Below are 20,846 nucleotides of genomic sequence, written 5' to 3'. Positions count from 1 at the left end.
TAAAAACAGTGCTAGATAATATTGCACAAAGATAAACCTCTTTAATTTCGCTTTCATTTATCTGATAAAATACGACAAGAAACCTTTCAAGCTAGCTTTTAAAACAAAGAATATGACAGAAAGAAAACTAGTCGCAGTGCTAACTGACGTGTGTGAAAACGTAAAATCTGACCATAATGGTTTTGTATGGCTTACGCATCTAGGGCCTTGGAAAGCGCCTAAAGTTGTTGCCGTGTTTAATACGGAGCGGGAGAAACAGCAAGCATTGATAAGCGGTTGGGATATGGACTTCATAAACCAGGTGAATATAGCCCTTGAATCTATAAAGTCTATTCCTGTTGGTATTTATTTTGACAGTGAAGAGGCGTGTAAAAAACAAAGTAGAGGAGACTGGGATAAACATCTGTCAGGAATCAAAAAATTTCATTAAGTATAATGAGTGTTTTGATTTTAAGTGTAAGCGTTATCGATATGATCAATTAGCTTTTAATTAGAGGCGCTTGCATAAGTGGAAGCTATTCAACAGTAGTTTCTGACATGAATAGTAACCTTCAGGCAATAAAAAAGCGCCATATAGGCGCTTTTTTCAAACTCGATATCAGGCTTACTTTTTGCCCAATGCACCGAAACGCTTCTTGAAGCGGTCAACACGACCACCAGTATCAACGTTACGTTGCTTACCAGTGTAGAATGGGTGGCATGAAGAACATACGTCTAGGTTGATGTCTTTACCAAGGGTAGAGCGGATGTTCAATACGTTACCGCATGAGCAAGTTGCTTTGATTTCTTCGTATTTAGGGTGGATATCTTGTTTCATTGGGTTACCTCAAATAATAAGGCCGTATCGCTATACAACCCGAAGTCGCACACCATACGTTACTTAATTCAAATGATAAGTCGTTCAACGAACAACCCATCGCAAAAAGAGCGGCGCATAATATAGGATGGAAGTGGCTTGATCAAGCGGTTTTTGTCCAAATGTTAAACAAGAGAACTCAACAAGACGCCTAAACAAACAACATTCCTTTCATGCTTACCAGTAAAATATGTTTAAATATTTGTCTTTCAAGGCTAGGCCCATATGCGCTAATGGCAAAATTGTGTGGTAATAGCAAAAGGTATAGCTAGGGGTGTAGCTAGCTGCTAGCAGCGCACATTGCTGTAACCTATAGGTATGCATGTAGCCTCTAAATAAATAGTTTCAGTGTAAGACGCTCAGCAAGCAATTTGCGCGCTGTAAAAGTCATCAAATAAGGTAGAACGTTCGCAATGGCCTTTATCCAAGTTGCCGTGCCAGTGCCACTGCGCCAACTTTTCACATATACCCACAACAACGCACTCAGTGCGGGTGTAAGAGTGGTTGTGCCTTTTGGTCCACGTAAATTGGTGGGTGTGGTCGTCGAAACTCTACAAAAAACTGAAAGTGAAATTGACAACGTCGATAAGTTAAAAGCTATCGAGTCGGTACTTGACGATAGCCCCATTATAGATGATGTGTTGCTGAAAATGGCTCAGTGGCTGTGGCAGTATTACCATCATGCGCCAGGTGAAGTACTGCACGCCATGTTGCCTGTTTTATTACGCAAAGGCGAGTCGGCGGCCCCCACGCCACAAGACATGCTAATGTTTACCGAAGACGGTGAGCAAACGGCTGCAGAAACGCTATCGCGAGCGCCGAAGCAACAAGCTTGCTTTTCCGCGCTGGCGTGTGGAGCTTTATTAGCGTCGCAAGCGCGAAAACAGTATGGTGCACCTGCAGTTAAAGCGCTTGTTGAAAAGTCTTTGGTACGTATCGAAGAAATAGCACCTGAATTTAAGCCAGGTAGTTGGCTTTCCTCGTTATCGCTTTCTGAAAAGCCAATTCCAGACACTGAACAGTCAGTTGCCATTGCTGCGCTTAATCGTCAGCAAGGTAACTTCGCGGTAAGTTTACTTGAAGGGGTTACCGGTAGCGGTAAAACGGAAGTGTACCTTCAGGCCATTGAACCTTTACTGCGCGACGGAAAACAAGTGCTTATACTTGTGCCAGAAATTGGGCTAACACCTCAGACGGTATCTCGTTTTGAGAAGCGCTTTGGCATTGCGGTGGGCGTTTTGCATTCTCAGATTTCTGATAAAGAACGTTTACATGTTTGGCAGCGTGCTAAAGCCGGTGAACTCGGTATTATCATTGGTACTCGTTCGGCTATTTTCACGCCGCTGCATAACCCCGGCATGTTGATTGTGGATGAAGAGCATGACGAGTCTTTTAAACAGCAAGATGGGCTTCGCTACCACGCCCGTGACTTAGCAGCCATGCGTGCCAAGCAGCACAATATTCCTCTTTTACTAGGCAGTGCCACGCCCGCGCTTGAGACACTCAACAATGCACTAAGCGGCCGCTATGCTCACTTACAGCTAACCAAGCGAGCGGGAGGTGCGAAAAGCACACATCAGCATGTGCTGGATGCGCGCGACCAACCTATTCATTACGGTATTTCGCAAGGCCTGCTAACCATAATGCGCCAGCACATTAGCGCAGGAAATCAGGTGTTGGTGTTTGTGAATCGAAGAGGTTATGCGCCAGCGCTACTTTGTCATCGCTGTGGTGAAACCGTAATGTGTAAGCGCTGTGACCGCCCTTATACCGTACACAAAGCCCAAAACCGGCTACAGTGCCACCACTGCGGTGGCATGCGCTCAATGCCATCAAACTGCGAAGCGTGCCATCACAATGAATTAGTAACGGCAGGTACGGGAACCGAGCAAGTGGAGCAAGGGCTTGCAAGTTTATTCCCAGGCATTAAACAAGTACGTATTGACAGTGACACCGTGCGGGGCAAAGACAAGCTTCACCAAACCCTTGATGCTATTAATCGCCAAGAGTACCAGCTTCTGGTAGGCACCCAGATACTATCAAAGGGTCATCACTTTCCTCATGTCACCCTAGTAGCAGTGCTAGATTGTGATGGTGCACTTTTTAGCGCGGATTTCAGAGCGCCAGAAAAGCTTGCCCAGCTTGTTACTCAGCTTGCTGGAAGAGCAGGGCGCGCCAGCAAACTTGGTGAAATGTGGCTTCAAACCCACAACCCCCATCACCCTTTGCTACAAGATTTAGTGCACAATGGCTATGGGCATTTCGCACGGCACGCTTTAATGGAGCGTAAGGCAGCAGGGTTACCCCCTTTTATTAGCCAGTTTGTTATTCGCGCAGAGGCTACCGATAGCAGTTTGGCTTATCGCTTTCTACAGGAAAGTAAGCAGGTGTTTAATCAACAGCACGCCATTGATATAAACGGTCCGTTTCCTTGCTTAATTGAAAAACGGCAAGGCAGGTTTCGGTTTATGCTGGTATGTAGCCATGAAAAGCGTGCGCCGCTTCATAACGCGCTGCGTTTGGCGCTGCCATTTTTACAGGCGTTACCGCAGGCTATGAAAGTAAGGTGGTCGATAGATATCGATCCTACCGATTTCAGTTAGCTTGTTGGGTAGCAATACGTTAAAATTTTAACAAGATTGAAGAGGCTGAAACACTAGCCCTTCTAATAGACTTGGTATATGACGTTTTCTTACGCATACAAACAACGATAACAAGTAGGAATATTGCCGACTATGGCTCAACGCGATTATGTCTCTCGTGGACGCTCTCCTCAAAAAAAGAAGGCTGCTGGTAAAGGTAGAAAACCGGCCACAAATACGCGATCAAACGCACAATCTAACGGCCCAGTTTCTGGGAAGCTTCCTATCGTTCGCCTTATAGGCATTTTCGCTCTAGTGATTGGCTTCGGTGTATTTTTGTGGTCGATAAAAGACAATGTAGAGGATGACGTAGATACTCAGGCTTCACGACCTGTTGCCCCAACAGAAGAGTCTTTACCTGAACTGCCTGAGGAAGAGTGGGAATACATCAAGACTCTGCCAGGATACGAAGTAGAAGTTGAAGTAAGAGAGCAGGAAAAGTCGGATAAACGCTATTTAATGCAGTGCGCCTCGTTTAGAACCCGCGCCCAAGCTGAAGAGATGAAAGCCAAAATTGCATTCCAGGGTTTAGAAGCTCTTATCAGACACAGCACCGGCAGCAATGGTGATTGGTTCCGCGTTATTCTTGGCCCTTATGAGTCTAAGCGCGATGCGGAGAAAGCCAAGCACAGCCTGCGTAAGGTGAACATTGCCACATGCCAAATTTGGTACTGGAATTTGTAGCGCTCTTTCCAGAGCGCTATCAGACAGCAAAGAACGAGCTCGCTTCTAGGCGAGCTACATTTATGTAGCGACTTCAATGTTGCTACTTTATCTGTGCTCTATTTCCTAGGCATTATTTCAATTGGCCATAGGCTGTATTGGCGAAAGTATGCGCTCGATAAATGACATATTCAATAAGCACCGTCAGCGCTAAGCCCATATAATATGCAGCGCTGAGCGCACATAATTCTATCCTACCCTTGAAATTAAAAAGCCTTCCCCCACTTATTTGTTATTGAATTATTACGCTGCTGCCCTAGTTCCGCTAAAAGGTACGTATAAAACGCAGCAGCGCCCAGCTAAACGGGGAAATAACGTGACAACGATTGTATCTGTACGACGTGGGAATCAAGTGGTAATGGCCGGTGACGGACAGGTATCACTGGGCAACACAGTAATGAAAGGGAATGCGCGCAAGGTGCGCCGTTTGTACCACGACAAAATTCTAGCGGGATTTGCGGGCGGCACGGCCGACGCGTTTACGCTATTTGAGCGCTTTGAAGCGAAGCTTGAAGCGCACCAAGGCCATTTAACCAAAGCGGCGGTTGAACTTGCCAAAGACTGGCGGACTGATAGGGCGCTACGCAAACTCGAAGCCCTGCTTGCCGTAGCCGATGAAACGGCGTCATTTATCATTACCGGTAATGGTGACGTAGTGCAGCCAGAGCAAGATCTTATCGCTATTGGCTCTGGCGGTAACTACGCCCAAGCGGCAGCTACTGCACTTTTAGATAATACCGAGTTAAGCGCTAAGGAAATTGCTGAAAAGTCGCTGACCATTGCCGGTGATATTTGCGTATTCACTAACCATAGCCAAACGGTTGATGTACTAGATTACTAAGTAATAGCGAAAGCTGTTATTGGCTTGTTGTCGCTCGTCTGCGTAGCAAGTACAACAAGTATTGTTAGAAAAGGGTTTATTCATGTCTGAGATGACACCAAGAGAAATTGTTCACGAGTTAGACCGACACATTATCGGTCAACAAGATGCCAAGCGCGCCGTATCTATTGCACTTAGAAACCGCTGGCGTCGTATGCAGCTTGAGCCTGAGCTGCGCCAAGAAGTTACGCCAAAAAATATTTTGATGATTGGTCCAACGGGGGTAGGTAAAACTGAAATCGCTCGCCGTCTAGCTAAACTTGCTAACGCACCTTTCATTAAAGTTGAAGCGACAAAGTTCACCGAGGTGGGCTATGTAGGTAAAGAAGTTGAGACTATCATTCGTGATTTAGCCGACATCGCGGTAAAAATGACGAAAGAAAACGAAATGAAGAAAGTGAAATTCCGTGCTGAAGAAGCCGCGGAAGAGCGCATTTTAGACGTTTTGCTTCCTCCACCAGAAGACGCGTGGGGCAACAAAGAAGACGTTGAAGATCGCGGCACACGCCAAGCATTTCGCAAGAAGCTACGTCAGGGCGATTTAGACGACAAAGAAATTGAAATTGACGTAGCACTTCCACAAATGGGCGTAGAAATTATGGCGCCTCCTGGTATGGAAGAAATGACTAATCAGCTTCAAGGCATGTTCCAAAACTTGTCGGGTTCGCAAAAGAAAAAGAAGAAGCTGAAAATTAAAGAAGCGTTCAAACTGCTTATTGAAGAAGAGGCTGCACGCCTTGTAAATCAAGAAGATTTGAAAGAAAAAGCCATTGAGTCAGTAGAACAGCACGGTATTGTGTTTGTCGATGAAATTGACAAAATTTGTAAGCGTGAAGGCAATACGTCAGGCGATGTTTCTCGTGAAGGCGTACAGCGTGACCTGCTTCCACTTGTAGAAGGCTCTACAGTATCGACGAAACACGGTATGGTTAAAACCGACCATATCTTGTTTATTGCTTCAGGTGCATTCCAAATGAGCAAGCCGTCTGACCTTATCCCAGAACTTCAGGGTCGACTGCCTATTCGTGTTGAGCTTGCTGCGCTGAAAGTAGGTGACTTTAAACGTATTCTTACCGAGCCAAATGCATCATTAACTCAGCAGTATGTTGCGTTAATGAAAACGGAAGGAGTTGATATCAGCTTCGATGATTCGGGCATTCAGCGTATTGCAGAAGCAGCATGGCAGGTGAACGAGCGCACCGAAAACATTGGCGCACGTCGCTTGCACACGGTGCTTGAACGCCTAATGGAAGATATTTCGTTTGATGCTTCTGAAAAAAGCGGTGAGAGCTTCGTGATTGATGCAGATTACGTTAACAGCCACCTAGAAACATTGGTGGACAACGAAGACCTATCGCGTTTCATCCTATAATTAATCGCTAAGTAGAAGCCTCTTCCTATAGTTGGGTCATTGCCCAACTATAGGGGAGGCTTCATTATTTTTTAAGCAAACCAAGTCGTCAATTTATAAATCAAAAATTGTATACTGTTAGGTGTCATGGATGGCAATGCATGAATGTGCCTAAACTCAAAGTAATAGTGAGACTATTAGCTAAAAGAAAATAAGCAGGCGGTTTAAAGTGGGAGAAGTTCATTCTTAGCTGTTTTTAAAAGATCCTTCCATTCTTTTGGTGGGTGACCAGATTTCACCATCTTTTCAAAAACTTTATAAGCATCTGTTTTACTTCCATAGGCTCGCTTGTTTGTCTCGTCATTCACCCATGCATATACAATAACCTTTGATTCAAGGTGGAAACGAAAAAAAAGTCGATACTGTTGAAAAAACTTTGCTCGAAACCAGTGTTTATTGTCATCGCCTAATGTATTCCCTTGGCGGAAATTTGCGTGAGTAGGATCATGGGGTATGAGTTCAAAGGCCAGTTTTTGGATAGCAACTAATCGCTTAGTTACATTTTTCTTTTTGTAATTTTGCGGATCTTTTTCCCGTAAAGCTTCAACCTGAACTTTAAGACTGAGATACTGATCTTTAAATAGTGGATGAGCATAGAGTGTCCAACCGTTTATGACCATTGGTATCGCTTTTTCCAAACTTACTCGTCCTCATCCAACAGAGGAGCGTCTAGGTCAACCTCAACACCTTGAATCAATTCACTCACGCTCTCACGCATGCTTGTAGATAACGGTTCTACCTTTTCTGGATTAGCCTGGATATCACGAGCAATGAACGCCAAAAACTCACCAATTATGGGATCGCTTTTTTGTGTTTCTACACGCGATATAACAACGCTACCGTCAGCCTGAATGGCATATTTAATTTTGTCTTTTTTGCTTAAACGTAATGCCTGTCGAACAGAACTAGGCACTGTAGTTTGAAAACGTTCGGTAAGTGTTGATTCCGTTTCTAAAGCAACGCGTGTCATAACAATCTCTAAAATATACAAATTGGGTTACTTCAAATTTTAGTACGACAACAAAAGTAATGCAAATGCATTACCTCTGTGCCTCAGGACATCGCGCATTTCGGCTTCTAATGTATAGAGGAACTTCATAGTACAATCCCGCATAAGCTCTTTGAATTTTGAAGCCTGAAACAACCCGAAAGAGTTAGGCACTTAGAATTAATCTAACCCTAATGTTTTAAAAGCAGTGCCACCAATTTGTCTGTTATATTCAGGCCGGTATCGTTCTCTACTTTTAGGAAATAAGGGCTGGGGTTTGCCTCTAGAAAAAAGTGCTTTCCCTTCGCACTTCTACGCCAGTCGATTGCGCACCAATGCATGCCTAACGCTTGGCAAATTTTAATAGCCATACGCTGCACCTCGTTTGGGATAATAGTCACAGACACACTGGCATTGTCGTCGTTTCTATAATCTAGTTCGCTTGAGTCGATTTGTACGCTTAGCACATCATTGCCAAGCACATAGCTACGTACATTTTCGCCCGCAATGTATTTTTGAAAGGTCACAGGGCGCTCATTTAAAAGTGTATTTAGGAGCGGGCGCATATTAGGTTGTTTATTTACAAATTGTATCGTGCGACCCCCACGAACCGGCTTATAAATAACTTCTCGCATGTTGTTGCAAAACTGAGAAGCGACTTCGGAGGCATTGCCAACAAAGGTGTAGGGTATATGTGCACCTAACTTGCCAGCAATGCGTGATTGATAAGGCTTACATTGGTGGCTTCTCACGGCATCGATAGAATTGACCCATTTGATGTTGCTATAGCTAAACCAACAAAGTAAAGTGCTTGCCCGTTCTTGCTCGGTCCAAGTAGCATTTTCTAGCAGTTTAGATGAATTATCATAAGGCTTTTCGGTCTTCATTTTGTTATTCAAAGCGTGATCGGGACGACTCTTCTCACCTGATGCTGTCAACGAAGTCCCCGGCAAATATTCATGCCAATAGGCTGCTCTGGTGTTCGAAAAAGTCACTCTGGGTTGGTCACATAGTGTCGTTGAATTGAAATGAACCAATCCGTCATCAAAATCAGGGTCATAGCTAATACTCCAGGCTGAACCGAATTGTTGCGTATTAGCGATATAAAAAGGGGTAGCTGTTTGACTAAGCGCCTTCGCTACGTGTTGAATTTGTGGGTCTTGCTCACTTCCTAAAAGTGCAACGTGCATTCGCGCTCCTTGCTAATGGGTTATCGATTAAGTACATCTGTTTGTCAAAAGCGCAACACATGGACAGATCGTAAACACTGGCTATCCATATGCTGACGCTAAGGGGTTAGAGCTATGACAAAATATCCGGTAGTTTGCCGCCACCTTCACCAATAGCCATGGTTATATAAACCGGCTCTTTGGGGCTAGGGCCGACTACCGGTACGGTATCGCTTAAACGAATGCGTAGACCGCCGGATACCTCAAACAGATGAGCTTCCGCTAAAGCAACGGGCTCGGTGCTTGCTGGTTGGTTTAGATTTGGTTGGTTGTTATTTGGTTGATGATGTTTCATAAAGTACGCTCCTTGTAGTGGCGTGTTGAGTTAAAAAGTGGATGCGCTTAAAGCGAAACCACTTCTCGGTAAAGGGTTCTAAAGCAGCAGGCGATAAGTGCTGAACGGCTACTGATATTGAGTTTTTTATAAATGTTGGCGCAGTGAAACTTAACGGTTCGCTCGCTGATAAATAGCTCAGAGGCGATCACTTTGTTAGAGCGGCCTTCCATTATTTTGTGTACTACCTGTAGCTCACGTTTCGATAGACAGTCCATGGGAATAACGGTGTCACGAGCGGTAATGCCACTCGCATCTATTTGCATACGCTCAGCAGCTGTCATCAATACTGCGGGTTCTCTTACTTCATGGTTTTTCATAGTGTTTCTCCGTGTTTACCAGATGTTGCGCTTCCTGTTACTTCAGAGGGAGAGCATGGTTGTAATGTGCCTTGTTCTAGGCGATAAACTTTGTCTGCCATGGCGATAGATTGGGGGCGATGAGCCACAATAATTCGGGTCATATTCAAGGATTTGAGGTGGTGATTTATCTGCGCCTCATTGGCCATATCTAAATGGCTACTTGCTTCGTCTAAGAACAAAATGTCGGGCTCTTGATATAGCGCTCTCGCTAAAAGCAAGCGCTGCTTTTGTCCACCGCTTAAGCTGCTACCCATATCGCCTACCAGCGAGTGGTATTGCATAGGCATGTGCATAATGTCGTGATGGATACAGGCAAGTTGTGCTACATAAACCATTTTTTTGAGGTTGGGGACTTCTTCAAAACAACAGATATTTTGGCCTATAGTGCCGCTTAAGCAGGCGTCCTCTTGAAGCACAGAAGCGATGACAGGGTTTACAGTACTAGGGTGTTCTATGCTACCTTGCGAGGCTGGATAAAGGCCCATTAAGCACTTCAGCAGCGTGCTTTTACCACAGCCGCTGCCACCTATAATGGCTACGATTTCACCGGTTTTTACTGAAAATGTCAGGTTTTTAAATACCCACTCGCTATTTTCCCCATAGCGGTAGCTAAGTGACTTCACCCTAAGCGCGGTAGCATCTGTCATAGCGCTACCGTCAAATGTGCTACTTTCCGGCAAGTCGGCATTGGGCTGGTGGAATAGGGGAGAGTTAAGTGAATCTGAGGTAGAAGCCGAGCGGTTACGCGTATGTGTACTGTGTACGCCGAGCGAACGCTCAGTGTTATATAGCGGCTGAACTTTAGTTTTTTGCTCTACTGGTGTAAGTAAAATATCGCTTAAGCGGTTGAAATGAACGCCTAGCATATTAAGCTCAATAAGCTTGTTAACTATACCGTCGATAGCACCTACAAACCTTGTCTTATATGCCATAAAAGCTAGCAACATGCCTATTGAAAGGGAACCTTGCATGACAAGGTTTGCGCCAATATAAACAACGACCAAGTTTTCAACACCGAATAGCAATTGGTTTGCCAGTGCGCTACCTATATTAAATTTCCCTAAGGTGATGTCTTTATTAAGCGTTGCAACTAGCTTGTTTTGCCAAATGCCGTGACGCTGTATTTCTTGTCCATACACGCGAATAGGTAAAATTGCCCGTACACTTTCCATAAAGTGGCTTTGTTCAGATGCTGCCAAGGCAATGCGCTCTGTGGTATGCCTTTTTATAAATGGCAGGAGTCCCAAACGAATGGCCAGATAGATAAGCATGATTACCACGACAACCAAAGTAAGTTTGAACGAATATAAACTCATCACCGCCAAGGTAACGATTGCCATTATTCCATCTAGCATGGCGGTAACGACCCCTGTTGTTAAAAACTCCCGAATGCTAGCCAAGGAACCAAAGCGCGATACCACATCACCAATATGGCGTTTATCAAAATAGTCCAAGGGAAGAGCTAAAAGATGTTTAAATACAGAGGCAGACATTTGTAGCTGTAGGCGGGATGAAACGGACAAGATAACGAACTTTCTTATACCGCTTGTAAAGGTTTCTATAACCAGTAATAAAGTAAAGCCAATAGCGAGAGCTTTGAGCAAAGCATCGTTGTTGTAAATTAATACATCGTCTACCACTGTTTGCATGTAGTAGGGTGCAGCAAGGGCAAAAATCTGCAGCACTACCGATAAGGCGAAAAGGGTTAGTAGGTTACGTTTAAAGCCAATGGCGCGGGAGAAAAACTGAGTAAGCCCAAGTTGGGGCGCAGATTTTTTGGGGCTAAATGTGTCACTTGGTGAGACCTCAAGCGCGATCCCCGTGACGTATTTTGAGGCTTCTGCAAAATTGAGCTTTCTTTTTCCTAGCGCGGGATCATTAACGAAAATATGCTTCCCTCTTACTTTTGTCAAAACAACAAAGTGATTCATATCCCAGTGCAAAATAGCTGGACAAGATAGCTGAGCAAGATGCTCCATTTCTATCTTTACCGCTCGGGTTTGAAAGCCTAAGTCACTGGCAATTCGCATTACGTCTTTTAGAGTTGTTCCTCGCAATGACACGGATATGCTTTGACGCAAAGTATTAAGATCTCGCTTGTCAGAGTAGTACTGTGCAATCATTGCCATACAAGCAAGCCCGCACTCAGCCGCTTCGCTTTGCAAAATAACCGGTACCCTACTTGTTGTATGAAATAGTTGTACCGAAAGAGGGTGTGTTGAACTCATCATGATTACAGCTTCCCTTTAATGCTATAAAGCGGTTCCATTAACCATTCCATAAGCGTGCGTTGACTTAATTGAACATCTGCCGAAAATGTCATGCCTGCTTTCAATGAAATACTGTTGCCGTAAGCCAATACTTCGTTTGTATCTAAGGTGGCAGTAACCAAGTAGGCTGGCTCGCTAATTGAAATAGGTACATCGGCAAGTTCTTCAGGTAAGACAAGCGACGAGGAAATATTGACTATTTCGCCTAACTGCACACCAAACTTTTGATAAGGGAAGGCGTCATATCGTATATGTAGGGCTTGTCCTTCTCGCAAAAATCCTGCTGAGCGCACGGGGACCGCAATTCGCGCTTGAATGTCAGCATTTTGAGGGAGCAGTGTGAGTAGAGGTCGAGAGCTATCTACCGTATAACCGGTCCTAACATGCAGGCCTGAAATTACGCCGCTGCGGGGCGCATAAATTATCTCTTCAGCATTACTTTTGTGACTTACAATTTGTTGAGTGAGATCGCTATATGTGTTCTCTATAGTTGCCAACTCATTGGCTTGTTGTTCAGGCAAGGTAGCTAGCTCATGACTTATTGCTGCTATGTTGGCTTGCTCGTTATTCCAATCCTTTTTCGCTAAAGCAAGTTTCTGCTCTGCATTTAAGCGATTAAGCGAATGGGTTTCAAAGTCGGCACGGCTAATATGTCCCTGTTCAAGTAAGGTTTGTGCTTTTGCCCTTTGTTTAGATGCTAAAAGCCACTGTGATCGGGTTAAAGCAATAATGTCTTTCAACGTTGCTGAAGTATGTTTAGCCTGAGAAAGCTGCTCTTCCAAGCGCTGTTGCTGTGCTAGGTGCAAAGTGCGCAGGCGCTTAATACTTTGGTAAGTTCGGTTTTGTTTCGATTCAAGTTCGGCAAGTAACTGTGTACTGACTCTATGGCCTAACGCATCCTTGCTGCTGTAACTAATTTTTATTAGCGGTGCGCCTTTTTCAACTAATTGACCTTCACTGGCTATAACGTCGAGCACTTTTCCTCGCCTTGCGTCTGAATAAAGCTTGAAAACACCATGGCTTGGTTCTAACCATCCAGTTACCGAAGCTTTTCGTGCATAACTTTCCATGTTTAGGTAAACAGCAACTGCCACAATCCACACGACAAGTAGCCCAGCTATCGCTGAATAGGCAGGTTTAGGCGTCATTAAAAATCTGCCCTCTACTGCGTTTGATTGCTCATCAATAGCTTCTTTTCTAAACAACCCTGTTCTCATCTTCATCCCTATATAATCCGCTACTTGCGCTTAGGTCCTGTTAAAGCAACCCCTTTTCTAGGTGCTAGTTTGCACATAAAGAGTATCTGGCTACCGCTTCCATACCGGCGATTAATCCTTGGCATCGCGATCCATGACGCCTCCTTTTGTTACTACCAGATACCTTGTGGTCAACGTTACTGCGGTGACGGTGTTTACTTTAGGCGGAGTGAGAAGCGAATGAAGAGTGCTTAAGGTCTACTTTTCGGTAACAAGCACCCTCTTTGGGCTTGGCGCATTTTTGAAAGCGCTTGGCCTAAATTTGAAAGTTGATATTGCGCAAGAAAAAGGTGAAGAAATATAAAGAAGTCATAGAAGTGTATAAAGAATGTGCTATAAAAAACAAAGAAATATGAAAACAACACGGTAAGAATACGTAGAAGGACGCCACATGTTTGTACCCAGCATACTTTTAAAGCAACTTTACACGCGTGCAAGCCTCACTAAGACAAATAAAGGCTTATCTTTTTCTCTTAAAAACAGGTTAAAAGACGCGACCATCAGGGAAGTAAAGTGGATTTCTCTTGATGGAGAAAAAATTCCTGAAGACAAAATTTCACTCCAGCTTACGCCTGATTCCTGTATTTCCGTGGATGCATTAAACAACTCGGACGGCGAGCCGTTTGGCTTGCGTCAAACTATTACCGTGCACTTGGATATTGATGAAGCGCCTTGCCCTGAAAAACGAAAGCTGGGTATCTGTTTTTCCGCTTCACCATTTGGAAAGCTTAAATTTGAAGTAGAAGATAATATTACGGCGCCAGGGCAACGCAGTGCGTTTATCCCCCGTGACGACATGGACGACTACGGCGAGAGCATTATAAAAACACGCCAAGAATATTTTGAAAGCGCTACGGGCAAGAAAATTGACCACCTAGGTAAGTACTCAATTGACCCGCAAGCGCTTAAAGGCAACATCGAGCATTTTATTGGCGTGGCGCAGGTTCCTATTGGTATTGCTGGGCCGTTGACTATAAAAGGCGAACACGCTCAAGGTGATTTTGTCGTGCCACTTGCAACTACTGAAGGCACTCTGGTGGCGTCTTACAACCGAGGTATGAAGTTACTTAACATGAGTGGTGGCGTGACGGCTACGGTAGTTGATGATGCCATGCAACGAGCCCCAGTTTTTATCTTTGAAAATGCCCGTGGTGCACGGGACTTTGTAAAGTGGATAAAAACAAACTTTGAAAAGATTAAAGAAGAAGCTGAAGCGACCTCAAGCGTGGCTAAGCTAACTTATATTGACCACTTCCTATCGAATAAATTTGCGTTTTTGCGGTTTAACTTTAAAACCGGCGATGCTGCTGGACAAAACATGGTTGGGCGCGCAACTTTTGCGGCTTGCGGGTGGATACTCGACCATTACGAGGGAATAGAGAATTTTTACCTCGAATCTAATTTTGCTACCGACAAAAAAGCCTCTCAAATAAACATTATGCGCACGCGAGGCAAACGGGTTACGGCAGAAGCCACTATTAAACGAGAGCATTTATTGGAGGTAATGCGTGTTGACCCTAAACAAATCGATTATCACGGCCGTGTGGCTGGAGTAGGGTCTTTCTTATCTGGTGTGAATAACACCGGCCTTCATTCGCCAAACGGTATTACCGCTATGTTTATAGCAACGGGGCAAGACGTAGCCAACGTATCTGAATCGTCAGCGGCCATGATGTATTCAGAATTAACAGACGATGGTGACTTATATGTGTCTATCACTATTCCCTCACTTATCGTCGCTACTTATGGCGGTGGTACTGGTATTGGTACCCAGCGCGAATGCTTAGAACTGTTAGATTGCTACGGACGAGATCGCGTGTATAAATTTGCAGAGATCGTGGCGTCAGTTGTGCTGGCTGGTGAGATATCGCTAGCGTCAGCCATTAGTTCGTCAGACTGGGTGTCGTCACACGAACAGTATGGGCGTAACCGATAGCAAGCAAGTTTAACTGACGGAAAGTAAAAAGGGGCTTCACAAAATGTGATGCCCCTTTTGTTTAGCGGTTCACTTATTAATGCTCCCAATGATAGTGGTGCGCTTTCGCTTCCACTTCATCTGCCGTTTGTTGCGGCATAAAGGTGGCATTGTCTTGTTCAAAGAAGAAGGGTTTGCGTTTTTCTTTGCTGCCTACTTCGTTCATGGTGGCCGACTCGTATACGCGTCCATTTAGTACAGTGTATTCTACGAATTCACTCTTTCTAATGTCGCTTAATACGTCGCCATCAATCACCACTAAATCAGCAAGTTTACCTTTTTCGATACTGCCAAGGTCCTTGCCCATACCTAGGTGTTTCGCGCCGTCAATAGTACCGCCGCGTAGCGCTTCCCAAGGCGTGAAGCCGCCTTGTTCCATGATCCACAGTTCCCAGTGCGCAGCTAGGCCTTCACGCTGACCGTGAGCGCCAATATGTACACTGACCCCATTATCTCGAAGTTCTTTGGCGTAGCTTGCTACGTTTTGGTGGTTGTACTGATTTTCTGGCGCAGTTGGTCTGCGAATAGCGCGGCTATCTAAAATAGTCGACGGGGTATAACGAAGAAGACGCGGGTTCTTCCACACTTCAGTTTTATCGTACCAGTACTCTTCACCCATCATGCCGCCGTACGACACAACAAAGGTTGGCGTATAGCCAAACTCTGTGGCTTTCCATAGTTGAGTGACGTCGCTGTAGCCTTTTTCCACAGGAATGCTGTGCTCAAGACCCGTATGGCCATCTACCAACATAGTCAGATTCTGCTGAAGCTTACCGCCTCCTTCAGGCACTACCATCATCTCTTGATTTTTTGCTGCCCACAGCACTTGCTGACGCTGGTCACGACGGGGCTGGTTGTAGCTTTTCACTGAAATAGCACCAGCTTCTTTCAAGCGCTCTACGTGGAAATAGGCATCTTCATAATTGTTGATAATCGCTTTGTAACCTAGTCCTTCTGCACCGTATAAAATCGTGCCGGTAGAGTAGATACGCGGCGCAACAATATCGCCTTTACGCTGTAATTCTGCCGCAGCAAAAATTTCTGTCGTGTCGTTTGAAGGGTCATGAATGGTCGTTACGCCGAACGACACATTCGAGTACTGACTCCAGTTTTGCTGGGGAATAATCTCATTACGTCCTTGCGAACCATGAGCGTGCGCATCAACAAGCCCTGGAATAATGGTTTTTCCCGTGGTGTCTATTTGCATTGCATCATCAGGAATGGTCACATCGCCACGCTTACCCACCGCTTCAATGCGGTTGTCTTTAATCAGCACAACGCCATCTTCAATCACCTCTTGGGTGTTGTCGGCATCGCGCATGGTTACCACTTTACCGCCAACCAAAGCTTTGTAACCAGATGGCTTGTCAGCTTTGGTGGTAAACGACAAGTCCATACCTTCAGCTACTGGTTCAGGTAAGGTTTCCGCTGCGCCATCAACAAAGGCAAAGGCTTCATCAAGTGAACGGCTAAATAGCGTAGGGCCGTTAAACCAGCTTAGGGTTTTATTGTCAGGAGACCACGTTAAGTATTCACCTGCACGGCTTGAAAGCTGCGTTACCGGCAGTGAGGTCATGTTCGGGCCAATGGTAATGCGCTTGCCATTTTCAACAAACGGCGCCACGTACGTTTTGAACTGGTAAACAAACGCAACCCATTTCTTATCGTGTGAAAGTTTGTACTCACTTACCTTATCTGCACCGTAAAGGTGAGTTCGCTTGTCGTTACCCTTAAGGTTAACACTTGAAAGCTGGGTTTCGTAATAAGCTTCGCCACCCGCTGATTCGGTGAAATACACTCGATCATCGTTACCCGCGAAATGCGCGTTGTAGCCGCCTTCAGATACTTTTTCTACGGTGTCTTCTTCAAGGTCTGCTACGTAAATACCTGGCTCAACCGAGTATTTGGGGTCTAGTAAATAGCCGCCGGTAAATTTGCGGAACACCACTTTCTCGCCATCGGCAGAGAACGACGGCTCAATGTAGTGACCTGGCTGCTGGGTAATAACCTTTCCTTTCCCGCCACGAGCAGAAACCACGCGAACTGTGCCTAGGTCTTGGTCATTCCATGTCGTATAAACAATCGACTTTCCGTCGTTAGAAAAGCGCGGATAGTATTCGTCATGGTCGTTTTGTTTCGTTAAACGCTTAATTTTGCCAGATTTAACGTCGCGCACATAAAGTTTACCTAACGCTTGGAAGAGTACGGTTTTTCCGTTGGGCGACATTTGAGACCAGCGGATCATGCGAACGTCAAATTCATCAGGTGCAACGTCTACATCAAAGCGCAGTGCATCGGCAAATTTCACCGTGCCTTCAACGGTCACGTCCACGGTGCTGGTGGTTTTATCTTTCACGTCGATGGTGTGGAACTTACCGCCTGTCCAATATACGATTTTTTTGCTGTCTGGCATCCAGTCGAAGTAGGCAAAGTAACCTTCTGAGCCAAAGCCTTCCTGCATATCTCGCTCTAGCTCCAACGTCAGCGGTGTTTCTACCCCTGTCTTAATGTCTTTAATGAAAAGCGCGGTTCTGTCTTTAACCCTGCGCACAAAAGCGATGTATTTACCGTCAGGTGAAGGGGTGGGGACTACCGCGCCGCCCGTACCGCTAATATAGCGGCTCTCTTCGCCGGTTTCGCGGTCGTAGCGAGTGATAGCAAAAATGCCTTCTAACGGGTCGCGGTTATATTCAAAGCGGGCGCCCGGAACGGTATTTTCGGTAAAGTAAATATACTTGCCGTCATGAGAGAACACAGGGTCGGCAATGTTTTGCTGGTCGCGCTTTCCGCTGTTACGGGCTTTAATTTGCAGGCCGTCGCCACCTGATTTGTGGTACATCCAAATCTCGCCCGCCGGAATACTACGGCTAGACATGATGCCTTTGGTTACCACTAGGTATTCGCCGTCTGGGCTCCATTTAGGAGAGTGGATAAGATTGCTTTTCTCTTTGGTTACCTGACGAAGATTACTGCCGTCAATGTCCATAACCCATACGTTGCTTAACCCATCTTTATCCGAGATAAATGCGATGTGTTTGCCGTCTGGAGAAATTGAAGGGTGAATATTCCAAGCAAAATCTTGGGTAAGCGGGGTCGCATTGCCGCCACTCATGCTCACTTTGTACAAGTCGCCCAGCATGTCAAAAACCATAAACTTGCCGTTTGGCGCAACGTCTAAGCTAGACCAGGTGGTTTCGTTTGTTTTGATGGTGACTTCGTTTAATGCATAAGGTGGGTTACTAACTTCCCACTTATCAAGTTCATTTTCTGTTTTTTCTTCACTGTCGTTTTGGGCGTATAAAGTTGGTGCAACGCCTAAGCCTAGGGCGCCTACTAGCGTGACGGCCAGTAAACGTTTCTTTGTCGTTATCATAATTATGTTTCCAAGTGCTTGTTATTTATATTCTGTCTACATCAGAGTACATGATTAAACGTGAAACACCGTACTCTTGGGTTGTAAAACTAACGTTAATATTACTGCAAAATAATCGAATTTCATTCAGCTAATGCGATCATGGGTACAAATTTAACGTTCAACGATTGCATCATCACTTTCAGTGATGCTTGTCTATTACAGCAATAATCGCTAATTTCATAACAAATCATTAACAATGAATTGTGTAGGAATTACCGTGAGCAACGCTGAACAACAATTGCATTACTCTACTTGTACATTATGTGAAGCAATGTGTGGTATTGAAGTAGCGACGAGAGGCCGTCAAATACTGTCAATAAAAGGTGATAAAGATAACCCCTTTAGCCAAGGCCATATTTGCCCCAAAGCCAGTGCGCTAAAAGATTTGTACGACGACCCTGATCGCTTGAAGCGCCCAATTAAAAGAGTAAAAATCGACGGAGAAGACAGCGCACGGGAAGACAGCGCATGGGAAGAAATCGGGTGGGATGAAGCCTTTGATTTGGTTGCAAACAAGCTACACCACATTCAACAGGCGCACGGTAACGATGCGGTAGGCGTGTATTTAGGGAATCCTAATGCACACAATATGGGGTCTATATTGTTCGGGCCTTATTTCTATCGAGCCCTTAAGTCTCATAACCGTTATTCAGCTACATCTGTTGACCAGTTGCCACATCACATTGTTAGTAGACGGCTGTTTGGTCATATCTCTCAAATTCCCATTCCAGATATCGACCATACCCAGCATTTTATGATCATCGGCGGGAATCCGCTGGCATCCAACGGCAGCATTATGACGGTGCCAAACGTGAAAAAGCGTTTGAAAGGTATTCAAAAACGCGGTGGGAAGGTCGTCGTTATCGACCCTAAACGCAGTGAAACCGCTGATATCAGCTGTGAACATCACTTTATTCGCCCAGGCAGTGATGCGCTTTTGCTACTGGCTATGCTGCATGTATTGTTTGAAAAGCAATTGTACAAAGTGGATGAAATTTTACCTTATGCAGAAGATATAAAAGAGGTCGAAAAATACGTTCGCGATTACTCGCCACAAAAAGTCAGCGAGCTTACCGGTATATCGGCGTCACAAATAACTCAGCTTGTTTTGGATTTCTGCAATGCCGGGTCTGCAGTTTGTTATGGAAGGATGGGGGCTAGCGTACAAAGGTTTGGCACGCTCACCCAGTATCTTATTATGCTGTTTAACATGCTTACCGGAAACTTAGATAAGCGAGGTGGCATGATGTTCACCCAGCCGGCCGCTGACGTACTGCCAGTTTCAGGTAGGGGCAGTATGGGCGGGTTTAGCTCTCGCGTAAGGGGGCTTCCAGCCTTTGCTGGTGAGTACCCGGTAGCGTGTTTAGCCGAGGAAATCTTAACCCCCGGAGACGGGCAAATTAAAGCTATGGTAATTGGTGCTGGCAATCCCGTGGTTACTACGCCCAATGCAGAGCAGCTTGATAAGGCGTTTTCACAACTCGATTTTATGGTTGCCGTAGACTTTTATGTTACCGAAACTTCCCGCCATGCTGATGTAATTCTTCCTCCAGTAACCGCGCTAGAACGCGACCACTACGACGTTGTTTTTCACAACTTCGCTGTGCGAAATTTCGCTAAGTATTCTGAAGCGGTGGTGGACATTGACGAAGATCAGCTTACCGATTGGCAAATTTATTTATCTTTGGCGGAAAGGCTCGATGCGCTAAATGGGAAAAGCACGGCTCACTATGCTTCGCTTTGGACCAAGCAACCTAAAGGTGTGGTTGATGATTTATTGCAAGCAGGTCTTTATGGTCGAGCAGCAAGTAAAAGTGAAGGTGCTGCTGCAAATTCAAGTGAAAGTTCAACTGCTGTTCCTAAAGGCGGGCTGTCGATTGAAATGCTTAAAGCACACCCGCACGGAATTGATTTGGGGCCGCTACAGCCTTCCTTGCCTCATGCTTTGTTTCACGAAGATAAGAAGATCCACTTGGACTTTGATTACTTTATGGCTGATTTGAGCAGGGTAAACACGCATTTCTTTGGAAAAGCGAGCCATGTTACAGCGCAAAATCAGCCCCTCGTTTTGATAGGGCGCCGGCATATTAAAACCAATAATTCTTGGCTACACAACAGCCCCCGTATGGTGAAAGGCAACAACCGCTGTACGCTGCAGCTTCATCCTGATGACGGGGCAAAATACGGCATTGCAGATGGTGATGAGGTATGCGTGAAATCTCGAGTGGGCCGGCTAACGATAGAGGCTGAAATCACAGATGCAATTATGCCTGGCGTGGTATCTATACCCCATGGATGGGGGCACAATAAAAAAGGTATTAAACTGTCTGTGGCAAGTCAGCACCCTGGGGTTAACACCAACATTCTTACTGACGATTTACAGGTTGACGAATTGTCTGGTAATGCTGTGTTAAATGGTGTGCCCGTTGAGCTATTTTAGCTAGACGGGAACAGCAGGTTTGTTGGCTGAGCTGTTAGCCAACAAACCGCTAATTTTCAAAGGCA

General features: G+C 45.2%; 16 protein-coding genes. 7 read left to right on the top strand and 9 right to left on the bottom strand.

All coding sequences use genetic code 11. From position 1 onward, the window contains the following. Positions 1-112: 112 nt before the first annotated feature. A complete protein-coding gene (locus ACYTPF_RS17200) occupies positions 113-430 on the top strand; it encodes a hypothetical protein (protein WP_461853067.1) in 318 nt (105 codons plus the stop codon). A 174-nt stretch (positions 431-604) separates the two neighbouring features. Here ACYTPF_RS17200 and rpmE read toward each other — a convergent pair whose 3' ends face one another. Beyond that, positions 605-817 (bottom strand): 50S ribosomal protein L31, encoded by a 213-nt coding sequence (gene rpmE / locus ACYTPF_RS17195; RefSeq protein ID WP_118491779.1) that lies wholly within the window; start codon positions 815-817, stop codon positions 605-607. Between the two features lie 452 nt (positions 818-1,269). On the opposite strand from rpmE, the gene priA reads away from it, so the two are divergent. The 4 genes from priA (at position 1,270) to hslU (ending at position 6,473) form a co-directional block, all read left to right on the top strand. After that, on the top strand, positions 1,270-3,459 hold the full coding sequence (gene priA / locus ACYTPF_RS17190) for a primosomal protein N' (RefSeq protein WP_461853066.1): 2,190 nt from the start codon (positions 1,270-1,272) through the stop codon (positions 3,457-3,459). A 132-nt stretch (positions 3,460-3,591) separates the two neighbouring features. Beyond that, on the top strand, positions 3,592-4,182 hold the full coding sequence (locus ACYTPF_RS17185) for an SPOR domain-containing protein (RefSeq protein ID WP_179984761.1): 591 nt from the start codon (positions 3,592-3,594) through the stop codon (positions 4,180-4,182). Between the two features lie 355 nt (positions 4,183-4,537). After that, positions 4,538-5,062, top strand: a complete 525-nt coding sequence (gene hslV / locus ACYTPF_RS17180) for an ATP-dependent protease subunit HslV (protein WP_025257580.1) — start codon at positions 4,538-4,540, stop codon at positions 5,060-5,062. Between the two features lie 82 nt (positions 5,063-5,144). After that, positions 5,145-6,473 (top strand): HslU--HslV peptidase ATPase subunit, encoded by a 1,329-nt coding sequence (gene hslU, locus ACYTPF_RS17175; RefSeq protein ID WP_118491788.1) that lies wholly within the window; start codon positions 5,145-5,147, stop codon positions 6,471-6,473. 203 nt (positions 6,474-6,676) lie between these two features. On the opposite strand, the gene ACYTPF_RS17170 is transcribed toward hslU, so the two are convergent. The 7 genes from ACYTPF_RS17170 to ACYTPF_RS17140 form a co-directional block, all read right to left on the bottom strand. After that, positions 6,677-7,132 (bottom strand): type II toxin-antitoxin system YhaV family toxin, encoded by a 456-nt coding sequence (locus tag ACYTPF_RS17170; RefSeq protein WP_461853092.1) that lies wholly within the window; start codon positions 7,130-7,132, stop codon positions 6,677-6,679. Positions 7,133-7,152: 20 nt separating this feature from the next. After that, positions 7,153-7,482, bottom strand: coding sequence for a type II toxin-antitoxin system PrlF family antitoxin (locus tag ACYTPF_RS17165; protein WP_179984760.1), 330 nt, complete (start codon positions 7,480-7,482; stop codon positions 7,153-7,155). A gap of 209 nt (positions 7,483-7,691) precedes the next feature. Continuing rightward, complete coding sequence (locus tag ACYTPF_RS17160) at positions 7,692-8,690, bottom strand: ATP-grasp domain-containing protein (RefSeq protein ID WP_461853065.1); 999 nt, start codon at positions 8,688-8,690, stop codon at positions 7,692-7,694. Positions 8,691-8,802: 112 nt separating this feature from the next. Continuing rightward, positions 8,803-9,024 carry a hypothetical protein gene (locus ACYTPF_RS17155; protein ID WP_461853064.1) on the bottom strand — a complete coding sequence of 74 codons (222 nt, stop codon included), beginning with the start codon at positions 9,022-9,024 and terminating at the stop codon, positions 8,803-8,805. 47 nt (positions 9,025-9,071) lie between these two features. Continuing rightward, positions 9,072-9,383 carry a helix-turn-helix domain-containing protein gene (locus tag ACYTPF_RS17150; RefSeq protein WP_179984757.1) on the bottom strand — a complete coding sequence of 104 codons (312 nt, stop codon included), beginning with the start codon at positions 9,381-9,383 and terminating at the stop codon, positions 9,072-9,074. Next, positions 9,380-11,656 carry a peptidase domain-containing ABC transporter gene (locus tag ACYTPF_RS17145; RefSeq protein WP_461853063.1) on the bottom strand — a complete coding sequence of 759 codons (2,277 nt, stop codon included), beginning with the start codon at positions 11,654-11,656 and terminating at the stop codon, positions 9,380-9,382. The genes ACYTPF_RS17150 and ACYTPF_RS17145 overlap by 4 nt, the downstream gene beginning before the upstream one ends. 2 nt (positions 11,657-11,658) lie before the next feature. Further along, complete coding sequence (locus ACYTPF_RS17140; RefSeq protein WP_461853062.1) at positions 11,659-12,912, bottom strand: HlyD family secretion protein; 1,254 nt, start codon at positions 12,910-12,912, stop codon at positions 11,659-11,661. Positions 12,913-13,342: 430 nt separating this feature from the next. Here ACYTPF_RS17140 and ACYTPF_RS17135 point away from each other — a divergent pair, with 430 nt between their 5' ends. Then, a complete protein-coding gene (locus tag ACYTPF_RS17135; RefSeq protein WP_461853061.1) occupies positions 13,343-14,887 on the top strand; it encodes a hydroxymethylglutaryl-CoA reductase in 1,545 nt (514 codons plus the stop codon). Between the two features lie 76 nt (positions 14,888-14,963). Here the strand turns inward: ACYTPF_RS17135 and ACYTPF_RS17130 are convergent, their stop codons facing one another. Next, complete coding sequence (locus ACYTPF_RS17130; protein WP_461853060.1) at positions 14,964-18,299, bottom strand: amidohydrolase family protein; 3,336 nt, start codon at positions 18,297-18,299, stop codon at positions 14,964-14,966. Between the two features lie 259 nt (positions 18,300-18,558). On the opposite strand from ACYTPF_RS17130, the gene ACYTPF_RS17125 reads away from it, so the two are divergent. Beyond that, positions 18,559-20,781: a molybdopterin oxidoreductase family protein gene (locus ACYTPF_RS17125; protein ID WP_461853059.1), complete on the top strand. Its 2,223-nt coding sequence runs from the start codon at positions 18,559-18,561 to the stop codon at positions 20,779-20,781. The last annotated feature ends 65 nt before the right edge of the window (positions 20,782-20,846 follow it).

This window comes from Alteromonas sp. HB246098 (assembly GCF_054890645.1).
Note: the sequence above shows the minus strand (reverse complement) of the source record. Positions and strands in the feature narration are given on the sequence as shown.